This window comes from Pseudomonadota bacterium, from assembly GCA_026388255.1.
Classification (GTDB): Bacteria; Desulfobacterota; Syntrophorhabdia; order Syntrophorhabdales; family Syntrophorhabdaceae; genus JAPLKB01.
Map to the genome: position 1 here is coordinate 36196 of JAPLKC010000095.1, position 17243 is coordinate 53438.

Genomic DNA, 17243 nt, shown 5'->3' on the forward strand with positions numbered 1-17243 from the left:
GCTTGCCTCTCGACGTTTTGCTTAGGACAACCCGACACCGATACTTATCCTAATGGAAAATTGGGTTTAAAGAACAGATTGCCTTGCCCTCCGCCTTTTAATGAGCGTGACAATAAAGATTACGATTGCCAGGACTATTGACCCGCCAAGCACGGCAATACAACTGAAAATAGTTGTCATAATCTTTTCCTGAAAACCCTTCCCGATGGCAAATACTACTTCCTGACCGGTTTTCCCTTCAGAATACCATGCAGCAATCTCGTAAGCCCCCGGCTGTGTTATGGTAAATTCCAGCACCGCAATCCCTGACTTCCCGAATGAATAGGAATAGCTCATCGAGGGGCTTGCAAGCGCAACCGGTTGTCCGGTAGCTTTGGACAAAACGTTGCATCTCATTTGTGGTATCTTCTGGCCTGTCTGATACACCTTATCCCCTATTAAACTCTGATATTCATAAAAAATGATATATTTACCCTTTACTGTCAGGTTCATATCATATTTGCCCGGAACAACTATCCGCGCAAGCGATTTATCGAGGCCGCTCAGACTGTTGAGAAGAAGCAATACAAACGATGCAATGCCAACCACGAGTATAAGCGCGGACAGGGCGTAAAACCAGCGACTCGGGCCGTGTTTTTGACCAATATTTCCATAAGGCGGCGCCTGTGAAATTACTGGCTCATTTGGGGTGCTTATTGCAGAGCTTTCCTGCATGGCAATCTCAACAGGCTGCCCACAATTCGAACAAAACTTTGTGCCTGATTTTACTTCAGATTTACAATATGGACATTGCATATTATGCCTCGCTTTCTTTTTTTAGAGCCATCAGTACATGGCTTTGCTTTTCATTAAAACGGTTTTAAATCTCCAGCCATTGTTATTTATTACATTTTCAACGATTGAACGGGTTTTTCCATAATCCCAGGTATAGTCAATAATCTTACCACCAGGACCGTACCGTACCTCTTTGACTTTGCCAAAGAGGGTTTTGCCGCTTGTAAAACTCCCGGTTTTAAATCCCCCGTCAATATCCATCCCTGAACCGGTTTCTTTGATCATCTCCCAAAATACTGCTGTATGTTCAGCTTCTTTTACCAGCAAACATGCCGCATATTCTACTTTCTTTTTGCCCACGCCCCAGTTTGCATCTGCCAACACACTCTTTATTTCCAGATCTGTTTTGTCGCTCCTGCTAACGGACAATCCAGGATATTTTGATAACTCCTGCTCCACTGCGCTCAGTACAGGTTCTTTTGAGCTTGCAGCGGTGTCGACAACACCGGCAGTTTCGGGTCTGGTCGGACGATCTTCATCAACATTCAATTTTGTTCCGCATTGTCCGCAAAAATGATCTTCCAGTCCTACTCTGTTTCCGCAATTACTGCAAAACTATAGGGAGTTTGAACCATTCTCCTTTCAATGCCTTAATCATCAGAACAATCCAGAGCAGTAAACCCGTCAACAATAGCAGAACTGATATTAACCACCCTAAGTATGGGATTGCCCCCAGAAACATTGATGCAACAGTAATAAATGAAAAAGTTACCAGTGATTGCATCGCGTGAAAACGAACGAATCTGTTGCTTTTCTCCAGGATCAGAAAAGCAATGCCGGTAATCCATCCCAGCAGATAACAGAGTAAACCTTCAATGTTTTCATCGATTCCAAGTGATGTTTTAGACTTACAATCTTCTTCCATGACATGCCCTATCTATAAACAGTTCAAAAAGCTTAAACGGTTCAGTTGGGGTCTTCCCTTCTCACGTTGCCCCATTCACAGACATACGCCTGAAAACAAGGGTATTAAAACACACTTCAGTTGTCAATATAAATGTAGTAAACTTTGGAATGGAATCAAAAACATTGAAATGGTTTTTTATTATAGTGATTCTCTGTACCGCCCTTTTGTGTCCTGGGTTTGCTCTGCCGGTGGAGGGGGCTACCCCCACTACGGGAGAACAGGCGCAAGCCGATGCACAAGACATCAAAGAGATAGATAGCTTACAAAGCTTCGCATCAGATAGAGAAGAATTTATATGGAAGGGCTGGGCCTTTAACCTTGGGAAGGATGTTACTGAAATTATTGCCAACCTCGGAAAACCTGGCAGAATTACAACAAAGAGGATCAGAAACCGCCACGATCCAAAGCAGACAGACATAATTTCCAACCTCTTTTACGATGGACTGGAGGTTGCAACGTATCAGGCGGGCTACGATAAAAAAGAGTTTATTATATTGGTAGCCATTAAGAACAGTAGATACAAAGCAAAATTTGATATCGTTATCGGCAGTAAAAAAGATAATATAATAAGCATACTGGGAAAGCCTTCAAAGCAGAAGAAAAATATCCTCACATATGAGGATAAAAGCGGTTATGCTGATGTAAATTTTTATTTCAGAAACAATATGGTATATAAAATTGAATGGCTCGTCTTTCCTGATTGATACATGGATCTTTTAAAAAAAAGGAGCAAAAATAATGCATAATCAAATAAAAATAATCATACCGGTTTTTTTATTGTTTTTGTTCTTCAATCTGCAAGCCATTATTGGCAGCGATATCGAATCGCCAGGCACATGCTATGCTCAGGCTACAGGCACTTCCACAAACGCTTTTGATCAAAAGAACAATCTGGAGATGGCGAAAAAACTCCGCGCGCAAGGGACGGACCTGCAAAAGAAGGGGCAACTTGCCGACGCTATCGACAAATACGAACTGAGCCAGAGCTATTACCCTGATGCAACACTTGCCGGTCATATTAAGACACTTCGCAATGCCCTTGCAAAGCAGTATATGGAGGCAGCAAAAAAGCTCCGGGAAGAAGGCGCCGTGCTTCAACAACAGGGCAAGATAGAGGCTGCAATAGAAAAATATATGCTGGCCCAAAAATATTATCCGGATGCTAAATTGGCAGAGCATATATCGGGGTTGCAGAAAGCTTATAGTAAACCGAAATTTGAACTTGGCGGGAAGCCTGAAGGATTTAAGGAGGAACTGGTTGCGATTGAACGATTAAAAAAAGACCCAAGCAGGGCTAACATAGACGCCCTTGCCGAGTTGCGTTATCAGTATGCCCTTACCCTCACCCAGGTTGCGGCTAAGAAAAACAATGAAGATGCATATAAACTTGCATTTCAGTATGCTCAGTCGGCGACTGAACTCTCCCCGGATAACGCCGATTATTGGTCTGTTTTGGGACAACTCTACGATACTATGGGGGATGATGCGATTGCAGAAATAATGGCTGAAGATGCCCTGCAAAGGGCTGTGGCGATCAATCCGAATGACGTGAGGAAACGATTACTTCTTGGACAATTCTTTTTTCGACACGAAAACTATACAAATGCTCTCAAGCAGTTTGAAACAGCACTGAAGATAGATCCGAAATTTCTTTCATCTCCATTAATTGCGACTATGTGCTCATCTTATATTCTAAGCGCAGGGCCTGCGAGGGGTCTCAATTTTTTCAGAGAGATTCTTCCGACGCAAGCTAATCCGGACAGCGTCAGATTGGCCATTGCCATACTCCTTCATGAACAAAAAAACACTGTTCAGGCGAGGGAGGAACTCAATAAGATTGTAAATAGAAAAGAGGCCTCTTCAGAAAATCGTGAGTATGCCTTAATGCTACTGGAAGATTGGAAAAAGGAGGGGGTGAAACCATGAAGAGCATCCTCCGATCCATTTTATTTTGCTTCCTTGTAGCTTTTTTTACAATCGGAGCAGATTATTCCCCATCCGGCTACAATGTCTTGATAGATCGTGAAAACCTTTATCAACCATATGCTGAACTGAAGCCGAAGATTTTTGAGTTAGAAGGTGCATTAAACCCTGACGGCACAATCAATAAAAACGCTGAAGGCTACCAAAGGGCAGTGGAAAAACTGAAACCTGTTTATGAATCAATGATGAAAACAGGACAGGCAGGTGAGGAAAAACGAAAGGTTATTTTGGATTATTTGTATAATAAAGCGAAGATAGAGAAAAAAAACGAACCCGAATTATCAGGAACAGATCCGTCTGAGCGCAAAGGTATCTTTTCAGACCGTGAGAGCACAGCAAAATCTGCTTCAGACTATGAAAAAATTGCAAAACAATACGAGGCATACGCAAAAGATAATGGATTTACCTTTCAACGTGAGGGTGACTATATAAACATCAAAGAACTCGATGTCCCGCTTCATCGACCGGCAGGGCCTCAGGATCCAATTGGCAGCAGCGCCCATGATGCAAGAGTAGACGCGCAGACAAGCGGGACGGAAACAGCAGGATCTGCTTATGGACAGAAAAAATATCAGGGCGTGGGAGGGGAGTTTGCGGATCAGGACGTGAAAGGAAAGGCCCTCGACAGTATCAAAAAGATTCAGGAACCCTTAAATAAAACTGCAGAAACATCATGGCAGCAATACGAGCAACAAATGAAAATCGCCAAGGAGGCAAACAGGATAAATCAAGCCGCAGGGCGACCGGAAGATGAGCTACTTAAGGCCGTTAAGGAAGGAAAGATGGACCCTGATTTGATGCCGGAGCTGAAAGAAACGGTAAAAGAAAGGGCGCTAAAGCAGACTAAGGAAGCCTGGCCCGAAATAGAGAAAAAAAATGCCAAAAATATAGAAGAGCAGACAAAGAAGATTACTGATCCGGAAACACCTCCTGCAGAAAAACAAAGGCTGAAGGCCGAGTTGAATGATGCCATTCGACGGCAGCAGAAAACAACGCAAACAATAATGAATAGTGACGAAGGGGCTGCGTTTAAGTCAGTGACAGGCAAAACACCGGAAACCTCGATAAATGAATTGAAAACAACAGTTTCTACGACAGTAACATCGAAGATTAAATCCGCGGCTTCGACCTTTAACCCTTTTGAGCCGGTAATAGGCTATGTAAAAACACCGACAAGCGCAACAGCAGGTGCAGGTGCGGCCCTGGCCGTCCTTTTTCTCTATGAAACATGGAGAGAAAAGAAGAAAGAACAGCAGCCCTGGGAGAGTGAACCGGAGGTGGCAGCAAAGGCTCTCTGGGAGGCAACAGGCATACCGGGAGCTATAAGTATTGGGGATAACGCAGCCCAGAAAGCACTCAAAGAGTACCGGGACTGCGTGAATGCCGGCAGAAAAGACTGTTCCAAGATGACGACCGTACTCAAAGCAAACGTCTATGCCGTCAAAGATGCCGGCATTGCCATTGTAACGGGCATTGCTAACATACCCAATTTTGTCATCAATACCCCGCTTCGCTGGGATGCCGATAGCGCTGAGGAAACAGCAAAGGAAATGGAAAAACGCGTTGAACAATACCGTCCCATAGGGGCTTTAAGAAAGCTTGCGTTGGAACTCTCAGGGCTGGCGAATGAAGCAGATACCCAATTGAGATCCTTTGTCCCTCTCGACGAGCAGGCATGGAACCTGCAAAAACAGGTGATCTCTATAAGCAGCAGTCAACTGCAATTGGACGGATCTATTAAAAGGCTGAAAAATCTGTGCGTATCAGCGAAAGAGATGAATAAAAAAACCGCAACTGTGAAAAATCCTGCTGAAATATACGCGAATCTTACAAAACGGCTTGCTGTGGTGAAGCAATACGCCCAACAAACATGCAGCGCTTCAAATCAAGCGATAAAGACTTTCAATGAAGGCAAAATTGACGAAAAAGGCCTCGAATCATACAAGGCCAATATAAAATCAACATACCTCGATCAAGCCGAGACGCAGTACGCCTATGCCCAACAGGAAATGACGGCGCTGAAAGGTGCTGTCGGTGAAAAGACCGATCTTGCATCTCAGGCCGTGAACGCACAGAAGGAATTTAAGGAATACATGGATTTCATACAGGCTGTATCCAAGAACGCCGCCAAACTGAACGATGATTACGTGAAAAAGATCATTCAACTTAACGCTACCGTCACAGATTTTAACAATGCTTTGGGCAGATTTCATACAGGCGTGAAATATTTTTATAACGAGAAAGACGTTAAGGAACAGCAGGAAATTTTAGAGATTGCCCGCCAGGTTGATGCGCTGAAAATTGATACCAAAAGCGCCGTGGAACACGAGGGCAAGATCAAAGACTTTTACCGTTTTACCATTGATGTTACAAAACTTGCGCAAATAAAACCCGAATCCTGTCCGGAGATGGATCAACTTGTTTTACCGCCTCAGGGCGCTGATCCTTTAGCCCCGGCATTTGAGGAGGCCGGGAAAATGATCGCTGAAGGGCGCAATTGTTATGCCAATTTAAAAGGCACTGCACAGGTTAAGACCGAAGTTTCAATCAGGGTATCGCCTGCAAGCGCCGAGATATTTGTTGGCGATATGATGACTTTTATTGCATCGCTTACTCCGGAAACAAAAGACACGCAGAATTATTTCAGATGGACGGTGAACAATCAGGAATCAGGCAACAAGGGCAGTTCTCAGTCCTTAAAGATCGGACGCCAAGGCAGCCACACAGTCAGGGTGGAGGCGTTCAGAACTACGGGCAGCACAGGACAGAAAATAGGCGAGGCAACATATTCGCTCATTGCAAAAGAAAAAGAACAGGTAAAGGTATCAATCTATATCTCCGGGCCGGGTCAAATAAAGATGGGCCAATCAGGCACATACACGGGGATGATCTCCGAGACGAATGTTCCCGAATCTTCATTATATTTCAAATGGACAATCGATGAGAAGGAAGCCGGCAGCGGAAAGACTATCTCGTTCAATGGAAACACTCCCGGTGTACATGCAATCGGGGCAGAACTATGGATGAGGGGAAATCCGGACACGAGGGTTACACAGGCAGGGTACGCGGTAGTCGTGGAAGGTCAGCCTGCGCCTCCAAAGGATAAAGACAGTACAATAAAGAAAAATCAGTACGAAGAGTGCATAAGCAGTGAAAAGAAGTATTACGAAAACGCGGTGAATTGGTTTCCCAAGATCAGGAACAAGGATTCTTATCCACACTATAGCTGTCAGCCCATGGGTGCAACTCAGGAATATCCCCCCAAGCAGTGTTGTGATGCATACTATACAACCCGAAATCAACCGGGCACGTGGAACGAAGCTTGGCTTGTATTGCAGGAATGCGGATGGAAAGAGGAAACAAAAAAGAGAAAAGAGGCCTTTGATAAAAAAGTGGAGGCATGCCGTAAAAAATATCCTGATGCAAAGCCGTAATAAACATGAAAAGTGAGAATGCAATTCATTCATAAACATATGAGGTAATTAAAATGGTAAAACCCAAACACTGCAACATCTTGCATATAATCCTCTGTTTCATAATGATATCCGCCGGCATAGCTACCGGACTCTATGCCCAAACCGGCCCTGCCGGGGCGGCAAAGGATGACCGCGACCCCATACAGGTAAAACTTCTCGGCTCCCCGAGATTTGTAAATGCGCCAAAAGATGTTGCCATCGCCAGGATGCTTCTTAGTGTCAAAAACGGCAGTCTCAGCCCCGAAGGTTTTTTCAAGGGACTCGGTAACACTGGCGGCAATATGAAAGATGTTATACGGGTAAAGACAAGCCTTAATAATGAAGGCCTTGGAAGCGAGTTTCTGGGTGAACATTACGGCGAAGGCGGCACCCGTGTTGAGGAAAAGCTTTTAAGCTGGCGGCGGGCTCAGACCGAAGCAGCCATAAAAGATGTAATTAAAGGCAGAAGCAGCAACTCCAGCGTTTTCGTTGCATATGTGGGGAGTTGGGTGGGCCAGCCTTCAACAGCGTTAAAATTCGAAGGCGATATTGATTTCAGTTTCGTATCCAGGGACACAAACATTATTTCTGCGCTTAAGAGTGCCTTTGAGGCAAAGCTTATGGAGCGCACAGGACTTTCCTCCCAGGCAATAGATTCGGTCTGCACAGCCCACGGCAAGGCCGGGCTTGAGGTCTACATCGGGCAGCACGGGGCGGAATTCGCCTTGTCTCAGATGAAGATAGTGGATGAAATTTTGTTTTCCGAAGAAGGATTGAGGCGTCTTTCCGAAGACTCAGCAGCAGGCACTGTGCGGGGCGCACTCGGAGAAGCAATTGACCGGGTTGTCAGGGAGTCCGAATTTCAGACATCAGATCCTCGCATAGCCTCTTCTAAATACAATGCAGAGCCGGGTCTTTCTATGGAAAATCTGCGCCACTTTTATTCCGATATCGTGAAAGAAGGGATCTACAGCCCTGTTGATACGGTTATTAAGGCTGCTAAATATGTTGACCGTAGCAATAACGCACTAATGAAATATCTGGGCATAGGTTCTTCCGATCCCGGCTTGAGCGCTTTAAGCGGAGAGCTTGACAAGCTGAAAAAAGAGTCAAAAGTAAAACAGATGGATCAAAAGATCAGGGCTTATTTCCAGGAGAAATACGGGGCTATGCCTTTTTCACGGTTTGAGATCACTACGTCCAATACAGGCGGTCCATGGCTTGTCACAAGGCCGAACAAGGAGATTATAAACAGGTTTAATGAAGACTGTGTCAGCGCAATGTGGAAGAATGTGGAAACAGGGTACGGCAAAAGGATTGACGACATCAAAAAACAGCTTGATCGTTTAAGCGAACTTGAAGGCAATGAATCCACAAAAGAGCAGGCGAAACAGTTGGAGGATAAACTAAGTAAAGAGATTGACGACCTTGAAAAGATGGCAGATACGGAGATGGGCGTATTACGGGACGCCGGGCTGACGCATGAAGGCGTTGCAAAGCTTCACGAAGATTTCAAGTCACTTGCAGGCGAATTCAGACAGGGGAGAGGAAAGGCCACCCCTGACATGCTAAAGGACAAACAATACCTGAAGGCACAGTTCGAGGCAAAGACAAAATTAGGCCGTATGCTCGGCATTGCATATCTGATGAACAAGATCGAGAAGGGATTGGACTTGGGCGATAAGGGTATAAGCTCGATAAATTTTTATCTCGACATCCTTGACGACAAACTGCTCGGTGAACTCAGGGGCGATAACCCTGATTTCGACAGGTTTGTGACCGAATACAAGGAGACAAAAACTCTTAAAGACTCCCGGTCAAAATCCTCTGCCCTGAAGGGTTTGAAAGGCACTGTTGCGAACGGAATACAGCAGGTTAACCGTAAATGCAACGAGGCCATACAATCTACTGCAGTGGGGCGCGGAGCAGTAAAGGGTTTAATCGCCATCGGACTGATTGAGGAAGGAGCAGCCTATCGCGATGCATATTTGAAGGGCGGCTGGGGCGAACTGGCTACCGAATTCTTCCGCAGGCGCGTGCCCTTTGGTTCTTCCGTAGAACAGGCAATTATGGGGAATTACCTCGAAGCAGGATGGGAAGTTGTCACTACCCTCGTTCCACCCTTAGGTCTTGCGCAGGCTGCATACGGGATAGGCAGGTATGTGCTGATTGATATGCCCGTCACTTTTTACTGGACCGAGCAGCTTAACGTCTTTGTTGACACCCTCTATGCCACAGCTACATTCAAGCTCATAGGTGTTGAATCATACGAATCTGCAAAGATCGGTACGTGGCGTCTCATTTCTGCTAAATATTCAGGCGGTGTGCTGAATGTTGAACAGTTTTCAAGATATAAAAAAGAACAGGTCGAGGCAATGCGGCAGCAGTTAAAAAAAGGTCTTTCACAGCGGGACATGTCTTTAAAGGCGTATTACACTTTGACCGACAGGGCCTTTATAAATGAAATGCTGAAGAAAAACATAGCAGCAACCGACCCGGCGCTCAACCTCATCCAGCAGATGATGAGCAACGAGTATGTGGGGTCAAGGCTCCTGCAGCATTACGGAGACATCTACACAATGCGCTGGGAGGAGGCAAAGCTCAACTTCGTACTGAACATGATTCATCAGCTCGAGGATAGAAAAGCTATTGACGATGCCCTGCTGAGGGGGATGCTGCCCGAACTGTTCGCTGAATTGAACAAGATTGCCAAAGAGCTGAAGATCGATGCAGCACTGGAAAAAGAAATGGACAAGGAGCTTGATACGAACAACCTTAAGTCCGTATTCAGGTGGCTCTGGAATGTAAAGCGCGATTTGTTAAGTGAAGGACAGATGGAGAGCGATTATACAAAGGCCGGCGAAATTGTGAAAAAATACCTTGACGCCTACAAGATCGTCTATGAAGCACGGCAGGAATCCGAGGCAATCTTTGCCGCAGGCAGCCCTGCCGAACATGGGGTAAGGATACTGACCGGGTCGGATTTTCTTATTGCAAAACCCGAAGGGGACAAGAGAACTGCGCTTCAATATTATCAGTTTGTAATAAATACAAAGAATTCTGTTGAGAAACAGCTTCTCGAAATCAAGACGACCTGTATCCCGGAGGCAAAACTCGACAGCGAATACGATAAGAAAACTCTCGGGTACGTAGTCCAGAATAGTGTGTGGCAGGGTCTATGGAGTGCGCTTTTTCAAAAGGACCATACCCTGTATGGTTCGGCTCCTAAATGGGCAAAGGAGCATAATGTACAGAGCACTGCCGCAATTAAGGGCTTCAGAGAGTATTATTCGAAAAACTGCGTATTAATCAGCATTGAAGGCAATCCTGCGCCGCCATATGCACTCGGACAGGATGTAAAGTTAAAGGCAATCGTGAAATTCACTGTGCCGCCGAAAGAGCCGCCTGTTCTGCGTTATGTATGGAGCGACATGAAGGGCTCGCTTCGCTTTGCCGAGCAGTCCGATACACTTAAAATCAATACATCGGTTGCCGGAACATTCGGTGTAAAAATAGAAGTTCAGAAAGCGGAAGCTGGCAAGTGGGAAAAGTTCGGCGAAGCGACGTATACATTTACCATTCAGAAGGCATCAGTAAGAATATCCGCGGATGACAAAGCCGTTGTGGGTCAGATTGTAGAATACAAAGCAGCCGTTGACATAGACCTCTCCCTCAAACCCTCTCTCAAGTATGCATGGAGCTACGAAGGACAGTCAAATATCTTCAGCAATGCCGAAGGATTTAAATGGTCTCTGGTAAAACCAGAAACAATCAATGTTAAGCTCGTTGTTTATCAGGTAATAGAGGGAAAATCCATGCTGGTAGGCGATGCCAAGCATCAGATGGTCGTAGAAAACCCAACGGTTTCCATGTACATTGACGGACCGAAAAGGACCATGATCGGGCAGGATATAACACTCACAGCAACAATAAGATCCATAGACAAAAAGGCACAGTTTGCTTATATGTGGTATCAGAACGGTCAACAACTTGGCAGCAAAGGCAACACCCAGACTATCCAGGCGCCAAGACAAGGCAGTTACACCATTAAGACTGAAGCATATCAGGCAATTATGGGAAAGTGGCAGAAGGTCGGAGAAGCAACTTATCCCCTTGAGGTCCAGGCGGCGTATGGATACATATATATCAGCACAGCCAAAGACAAAATAAAAGTAGGTGAATCGACAACATTAAACGGTATGGTTTCCGAGACGAATGTTATGAACCAGGGGCTGTTCACGTTTAAATGGATTGTAAACGGACAGGCCAGGGGCGCAGGCAGTTCATTCAACTTTGCAGGGAGTTCGCCGGGAAGATATGAGGTGTTCCTGGAACTCTGGATGATGGAACAATCGCAACAGGTACGGCTTGCGCAGACAAGCCGCTTCGTTACGGTAGAAGATGCTTCAAAAAAACCGGGCAGCGATACAACCAAAAAACCTGATGTGCCCAAGCCGCCTCCAAAAAAATACGAGCAGCTCACAGACAAGGAAAGACAGAATGTACTTGACTGTCTATGCCAGTGCAACAGCACTGCAGTTCCCGGCGCTGTTTCCACTTATTATGATCCTAAACCAAGTAACAGCTCCCCGCACTGTGCTAAAACATCCAACGGCCCATGCATCAACCAGGGATTCGGATGCTGGAGGCATTTCCCCATAAACACCGGGGATTGTTCAAAGAAGTGTTATGGAAAGTATAATGTGGAATCGGTCCCTGATGCAGCAGTAAATCTGGGTAAAGGAACGGATACGAAGAAATAGATTGCCACGGGCAAGCCCGTTGACAGGGCATAGGAAAAAGCATAAATTACAACCGGGCTTGTTTGCGCCATATTGTGGCATTTAACGGAGGAATATAGATGAGTATAATGGATGACATAAAACGTCTCGGCATAAAGCTTGAGACATCCGAAAAGGATGAGATCAAAAATATTATTGAGCATATCACAAGAGAGAAAGAAGATGAATTTGTAAGGGACGCACTCATCGAGGGGGCAATAGGGGAATTCATCAATGAGACCCGCCCCGATGTAATGGAGGCTCTTATTGCTGAAAAGGACAGGCAGAACAAAGAATGGATAAGGATGAGTCAGAGGAAGTTCGATGAAAAAGGGAACAGGATCTGTGATGAGCAACACTGTTCTTCAATAATTGAAGTGGCCCAATGCAACTACTGCGGAAAGTATATATGCAAGGAACACAACTTCTTAGAAGGTTCTAAGTGTTGTTATGGATGTTGGGTTTTCAATTTCGGAGAAAAGAAGCAATAGACTTCAGGAGTGGATTGGTCTTGTTGCCGGGGCTGCCGGTATGGTGTATTTTGTGAACGGTTTTTTTGCAATTTTCTGATATTGTTATTTTAAGTCATTTATAATGCCATTTCTTTGAATAGATGCTATTCCACCAGTATCAATCCGTATATATCCCTGTCCTGTGAATGGTCTTTTACCACTTTGATGGGAAGCCCATTTTGCTTCGCTGTCCTGAATACATCGATCCCGCATGACTCCATGGAAGGTCTTGCCTTGTCGGAATGGAGACAGGCGCCGGAAACATTGCATTCTTTGCATCTCGTGCAGGGGCCGCTGCCGATTGCCCACGTCTTGTAATAACCATCAAGAAAAATGGTTCTTTCCAGATCCACTATGATTTCATTGAATTCGTCGATATATTTATACCCCTTCCGTATATGGCGGTGCAGAAGGATTCCGCATCGGTAAGAATCAAGTATCTTTCGCATTTCTTCCGGTGTGGGTGTACGGGGAGGGCAGCAGAGGCTTTTGCCGTACATAAAACAGCCGAACTGGCACCGCATCCTTACCCAGGGCTCGGTAAAGACTTTTGATGTCTCAACGACAACCGCATGGTTCACTTCTTTTTTCAGTGCAGCTTCAAGATAAGGCTTTAACATTTCCATAAAACACCACCTTTCGTTTTATTGAGTGTTTTTCAATACAGTTCCTTCGTCTCCGGAAGAACTTTTCCTGCGGGGCACAAGGGGTCACCCATCATAGCCTTTACCTGCCTGTGCCTTGGATTAGGCAGACAGACCTCTCCCCTCACGCTTTCCTATACCTTCGGCGATAAGAGCGAGAACAAGTGTATTCAGGCTCACTCCTTCCTGTTTTGCCCGTTTCACAAGTTTTGCATGAAGTGTCAATGGAATCCGTTGAACAAACTTACCGGAAACTTTTGGCATTATTTCCTCTTCAGGTCTCCAGCGGGGTTCAGGAACCGGCCTGCCCATGTCTACCTGAGCGGCAATCCAGCATTCAAAGGCATCTTTCCCTTCAATAATGGCTTCTTCAAGTGTCTCACCGTCGGCCATACACCCAGGCAAATCGGGAAATGTAATAAGATAACCGCCACCTTCATCTTCATCAAGAGGCCGGATAATATGGGCATATGCCTCAAACGGCCAGGGTGATTTTACGGAAGGTATAGTTTTAATACTCATGTTGTGCCTCCTTTACAGCATTTATAAGTGTTACAAGTTGCTTGATATATGCCGGTTTTATCGGCTTGTTAGCCGGTATGCTTATATGTTCATTAATGCCGGGATATGACAGGGTATGGTGACTGCCTCACTTATTTCTGATCTCAATCCCATATCGTTCCGCTATGGCAATCACGTCCTCAATCCGCCAATCCCTCGGGTTGTTCCTCATTTTTTCAAGGGTCTTTTCTGCCGTGCTCATAAATATGATAGTATTGTATATGATACTATGTGTCAAGAAAAATATGTTTATTTTTTGATGAGGCTTCCTGACTTTCTAATGGCATAGCCGGAATACTTTTTCCGGCGACGATGGAACTTAAAAGGCTTCCAGCCACTTAATGGAAAGTTGAGATGTCTTTCTATAATATCAGCACGTCAGATATTTTTTAGAAGTGATATCGTGCGGAACAAGGAGGCACAAGCCTTTCCTGAGATTTCAATGATGGTGTTCAATGTGAACACCACTGCCTCCGATAGAGTATCAGGTTTCCGTATTGGCAAAAGAGAGAAGAAATTATGTCCCGATTTCCTTTAACATTTTCATTTCTTTTCGTAATATTGTATTTATTACCTTATCAAGCCCAATATTTCTTTTTAAAGCCTTCTTGCTGAAAAATTCCTTAACTTCTTTATCTAAATATATCGGAATTTCTAATTCTTCTATCGGTCTATAAAATTTTCCCTGTTCTGCTTTTGAAAAATCATAGTTTTTTTTCATTGCCTGTTTAATCCCATGTAAATTTCATTAATTACCTTATGATAAGAGTAACATATCTCTTTTTATGAAACAAGGGAGTGATAATATAGCGCCAATAAACAGTCCCTGCGATATATTTTTAAGCTGCTTCTTATCGATTACATATCATCGGGTTTGAGAGCTGTTCTTTTTGCAATCCGGGTTAACATTTTTGGGCCAATCTCTTCACCGTCGTGAAAAGCAAAAACGTAATCAGGCCAACCGGGGCGGTGAAGAATTTTATGAGAACCGGACTGTCTTTTTATAGACCATCCTGTCTTTAACAAAGCGTTTAAAACCTTTTTAGCGCTCGTGCTTGACCATTCACTCATGCTGCGGCAAAAGTAATGTTTAGATCAGTGAGGTATTGTTCGCCATGCTCCAAGCGTTCGGCAATTACTCGGAGGGCAAGAGCTTGAGCCTTCGCCATGGCCTCTTCAGGATTCCTTCCGTATGCCATAGCACCCGGTAAATCAGTTACTTCTGCTATCCAGCGACCATCTTCCTCTTGTTCTATTTCAACAGAAAATCTCATAACGCCTCCTGCAATTATTATTAACAATTATTGTATGATTTACAACAGTTATATTTTTTATTGCCTATCTGATTCAACAATTTTTATTTCTTCTTCCGTCAGCCCGTACAACTCATACATAAGCCGGTCTATCTGCCGGTCGGTGGCGTCTATTTGACGTTGGATGGCGGTTTTGTCATGCGGTGTCATTGCCCCGGCAAGTTGCTTGTGGAGGGCAAGCATCTGCTCTACGAGGGAGACCATGCTGGAGTGGAGGGTAGAATCGGTAGAATCTGCAAAATTGATGGTACGTATAGGCAAAGGCACCATGTACTGACGTTTCCACCGGTAAAAACCTCCCCTGATTTCAGAACTTATTTTAGAAAATAAAAACGTCCAGAGCGTTGAGTTGAGTATACCTAAAAGGTATTTATCCTCAGTTCCGAGAATATAGGTTGTTGTATCGGAATAACTGTTGTAATCATCAATAATAAATTGACCTTTTATGGCTATTTCAGCATAAATTATTTTAGGTTTTTCGAACTCTTTATAATAATCACATGCTCGCAATTCCCACCAATATTGACCTTTGTCATACCTTTTTTTCGCTTTGTCTGCAAAAGGTGTGAGGTGGTCGGCGATTGCAGGATAATTCTTTTTGAACCAACCCCAGGCATCGCGGACATCTCCTGATTGTACCCGTGTCCACCCCTTTGGAATAAGAATAAGGAATTGTTTCGTTGCTGGTGGTTGATACCGTTTGACATCTCTCCCTAACAAAAACGGCTTGATAAGCTCTGCGCTTTTCGGGTCTTCTGCGATGAGTTGTTCCCGTGTCTGTGCGTCGATGACAAAGGCTTCGTTAAGACCCGTTAATACGCCACGGTAGATTTTGCCTTTCACATATTCTCCGAGAGGTACCCCCTGTTTCCGTATCTTAGCAAGAAGTAACTGTGTCCGGTCGTCGGAGAGAGACCAGCCTTTGTCATCAAGAGTTGTTTGATTAATGTTGTAACTATTTGAATTTACAAAATCTTTCAGACTTATGAAGTCCAGGGTTTTGACCTGAACGGCATTAAAACTCAATTTCGGTACTGCCTTTGAAATACGTATAATACATGGATATGTAGTAGCCTTCTGAAATACGGGTAAATCACCGAAATCAACAATCTCTTCAATGCACTTGCCTTTTAGCCATTTCCTCAAGGGTTCACCATAGCTTGCCCGCATCCATTTATTCGCAACGATGTAGGAAAAGATACCGCCATTGTTGAGAAGGGAAACGCCTTTCTCGATAAAATAGGCGTAAAGATCGGCTGAGCCATCATAGACCCTATAATGCTTCTGAAAATACTGTTTTAAGCCACCCAGCATCTCCTGACGGACATACGGAGGATTGCCTATTACCGCATCAAAACCACCCGCCTCTATGATCTCCTGAAATTCCTTTTTCCAGTCAAAGACATTGATCCGGTAGCGTTCCGTATCATCAAACAGGCCCATTTGCCTGTTGTCGTAAAAATCAGGGCCGATGAGAGAGTTGCCGCATTTTATATTGTCGCTGAGATCCGGGAGCGCCCTTTCATGGAAGAGCGCCATCTGTTGCGATATGGATTGCTCAGTTTCGCCCTCCAGCACTTTCAGCAGAAGTGAAAGTTTTGTAACCTCCACCGCCTGGGTGTCAATGTCCACGCCATAGATGTTGTTGAGGAGTATGCGCTTTCTCTCACCTGTTGTGAGTCTCCATTCACCCCCTGAGGCCTGATACAGGGCGGGTGATTTGCCTCTTGCCAGTTTTTCAGGGGTGTGCCCGCTATACCAGTCTCTGTGCCAGTCCAGGAGGCATTGATACGCACCGATAAGGAATGAGCCTGAGCCACAGGCAGGATCGAGTACCTTTATGTTTGCCGCCTGTTTTGGCGTCTTGCCTTCAAGAAGTTTTCCAACGGTGTTTTTCACAATATAGTCAACGATGTAGCGCGGGGTATAGTAGACACCGCCTGCCTTTTTCACTTCCGGCTTATCTTCTATCACTGCTCTGTGCCCTGCCGTAAGATGTATCACCTTGCCGAGAAATTGTTCATAGACCTGGCCTAAAATATCTGCCGAAAGGACTGAAAATTCATAGGGGCTGTCAGGGTAGTAAAGATTTTTAATGATCTCTTTTATGACCTTATCGTCTATGAGGAGATTGAGAGTTAAATCATCGGGCGGCTCAGGGCGCATTTTTTCCATTCGGAAATGGAACAACCCTGAATTATAACGCTCATCGGCCTGGCGGAACAACTGACAGAGCCTTTCATATACATTAGT

Annotated in this window: 14 protein-coding genes; 5 read left to right on the plus strand and 9 right to left on the minus strand. The window is 44.8% G+C overall.

From position 1 onward, the window contains the following. Nucleotides 1-66 precede the first annotated feature (66 nt). From NT178_14870 to NT178_14880, 3 genes are read right to left on the minus strand one after another with little or no spacing between them, the layout of a single operon-like run. On the minus strand, nucleotides 67-795 hold the full coding sequence (locus NT178_14870; GenBank protein ID MCX5813809.1) for a zinc ribbon domain-containing protein: 729 nt from the start codon (nucleotides 793-795) through the stop codon (nucleotides 67-69). Nucleotides 796-825: 30 nt separating this feature from the next. After that, on the minus strand, nucleotides 826-1323 hold the full coding sequence (locus NT178_14875) for a hypothetical protein (GenBank protein MCX5813810.1): 498 nt from the start codon (nucleotides 1321-1323) through the stop codon (nucleotides 826-828). A 55-nt stretch (nucleotides 1324-1378) separates the two neighbouring features. Further along, the gene (locus NT178_14880; GenBank protein MCX5813811.1) at nucleotides 1379-1699 is read right to left on the minus strand and encodes a DUF4870 domain-containing protein; all 321 of its coding nucleotides are present in this window, start codon (nucleotides 1697-1699) and stop codon (nucleotides 1379-1381) included. Nucleotides 1700-1848: 149 nt separating this feature from the next. Here NT178_14880 and NT178_14885 point away from each other — a divergent pair, with 149 nt between their 5' ends. The 5 genes from NT178_14885 (at nucleotide 1849) to NT178_14905 (ending at nucleotide 12451) form a co-directional block, all read left to right on the plus strand. After that, nucleotides 1849-2445, plus strand: coding sequence for a hypothetical protein (locus tag NT178_14885; GenBank protein MCX5813812.1), 597 nt, complete (start codon nucleotides 1849-1851; stop codon nucleotides 2443-2445). A gap of 34 nt (nucleotides 2446-2479) precedes the next feature. Further along, entirely contained in the window at nucleotides 2480-3667 is a 1188-nt protein-coding gene (locus tag NT178_14890) for a hypothetical protein (GenBank protein ID MCX5813813.1), read from the plus strand. Beyond that, a complete protein-coding gene (locus NT178_14895) occupies nucleotides 3664-7158 on the plus strand; it encodes a hypothetical protein (protein MCX5813814.1) in 3495 nt (1164 codons plus the stop codon). The genes NT178_14890 and NT178_14895 overlap by 4 nt, the downstream gene beginning before the upstream one ends. Before the next feature lie 104 nt (nucleotides 7159-7262). Continuing rightward, complete coding sequence (locus tag NT178_14900) at nucleotides 7263-11942, plus strand: hypothetical protein (protein MCX5813815.1); 4680 nt, start codon at nucleotides 7263-7265, stop codon at nucleotides 11940-11942. 98 nt (nucleotides 11943-12040) lie between these two features. Continuing rightward, the gene (locus tag NT178_14905) at nucleotides 12041-12451 is read left to right on the plus strand and encodes a hypothetical protein (GenBank protein MCX5813816.1); all 411 of its coding nucleotides are present in this window, start codon (nucleotides 12041-12043) and stop codon (nucleotides 12449-12451) included. A 125-nt stretch (nucleotides 12452-12576) separates the two neighbouring features. Here the strand turns inward: NT178_14905 and NT178_14910 are convergent, their stop codons facing one another. From NT178_14910 to NT178_14935, 6 genes are all read right to left on the minus strand, one after another. Beyond that, nucleotides 12577-13098, minus strand: coding sequence for a DUF2284 domain-containing protein (locus NT178_14910; protein ID MCX5813817.1), 522 nt, complete (start codon nucleotides 13096-13098; stop codon nucleotides 12577-12579). A 120-nt stretch (nucleotides 13099-13218) separates the two neighbouring features. Continuing rightward, on the minus strand, nucleotides 13219-13638 hold the full coding sequence (locus tag NT178_14915) for a type II toxin-antitoxin system HicB family antitoxin (protein ID MCX5813818.1): 420 nt from the start codon (nucleotides 13636-13638) through the stop codon (nucleotides 13219-13221). Between the two features lie 556 nt (nucleotides 13639-14194). Then, on the minus strand, nucleotides 14195-14398 hold the full coding sequence (locus tag NT178_14920) for a hypothetical protein (GenBank protein MCX5813819.1): 204 nt from the start codon (nucleotides 14396-14398) through the stop codon (nucleotides 14195-14197). Between the two features lie 137 nt (nucleotides 14399-14535). After that, the gene (locus tag NT178_14925; protein MCX5813820.1) at nucleotides 14536-14748 is read right to left on the minus strand and encodes a type II toxin-antitoxin system HicA family toxin; all 213 of its coding nucleotides are present in this window, start codon (nucleotides 14746-14748) and stop codon (nucleotides 14536-14538) included. After that, the gene (locus NT178_14930) at nucleotides 14745-14951 is read right to left on the minus strand and encodes a type II toxin-antitoxin system HicB family antitoxin (protein MCX5813821.1); all 207 of its coding nucleotides are present in this window, start codon (nucleotides 14949-14951) and stop codon (nucleotides 14745-14747) included. The genes NT178_14925 and NT178_14930 overlap by 4 nt, the downstream gene beginning before the upstream one ends. 57 nt (nucleotides 14952-15008) lie before the next feature. Further along, on the minus strand, nucleotides 15009-17243 hold a 2235-nt coding region (locus NT178_14935; GenBank protein ID MCX5813822.1), incomplete at its 5' end, for an Eco57I restriction-modification methylase domain-containing protein.

Excerpts from the sequence above, each read along its gene's own strand:
- NT178_14890 (MCX5813813.1), top strand. The coding sequence starts at position 2,480 with ATGCATAATCAAATAAAAATAATCATACCGGTTTTTTTATTGTTTTTG.
- NT178_14920 (MCX5813819.1), bottom strand. The coding sequence starts at position 14,398 with ATGAAAAAAAACTATGATTTTTCAAAAGCAGAACAGGGAAAATTTTAT.
- NT178_14910 (MCX5813817.1), bottom strand. The coding sequence starts at position 13,098 with ATGGAAATGTTAAAGCCTTATCTTGAAGCTGCACTGAAAAAAGAAGTG.
- NT178_14930 (MCX5813821.1), bottom strand. The coding sequence starts at position 14,951 with ATGAGATTTTCTGTTGAAATAGAACAAGAGGAAGATGGTCGCTGGATA.
- NT178_14895 (MCX5813814.1), top strand. The coding sequence starts at position 3,664 with ATGAAGAGCATCCTCCGATCCATTTTATTTTGCTTCCTTGTAGCTTTT.
- NT178_14905 (MCX5813816.1), top strand. The coding sequence starts at position 12,041 with ATGAGTATAATGGATGACATAAAACGTCTCGGCATAAAGCTTGAGACA.
- NT178_14870 (MCX5813809.1), bottom strand. The coding sequence starts at position 795 with ATGCAATGTCCATATTGTAAATCTGAAGTAAAATCAGGCACAAAGTTT.
- NT178_14900 (MCX5813815.1), top strand. The coding sequence starts at position 7,263 with ATGATATCCGCCGGCATAGCTACCGGACTCTATGCCCAAACCGGCCCT.
- NT178_14885 (MCX5813812.1), top strand. The coding sequence starts at position 1,849 with ATGGAATCAAAAACATTGAAATGGTTTTTTATTATAGTGATTCTCTGT.
- NT178_14880 (MCX5813811.1), bottom strand. The coding sequence starts at position 1,699 with ATGGAAGAAGATTGTAAGTCTAAAACATCACTTGGAATCGATGAAAAC.
- NT178_14925 (MCX5813820.1), bottom strand. The coding sequence starts at position 14,748 with ATGAGTGAATGGTCAAGCACGAGCGCTAAAAAGGTTTTAAACGCTTTG.
- NT178_14915 (MCX5813818.1), bottom strand. The coding sequence starts at position 13,638 with ATGAGTATTAAAACTATACCTTCCGTAAAATCACCCTGGCCGTTTGAG.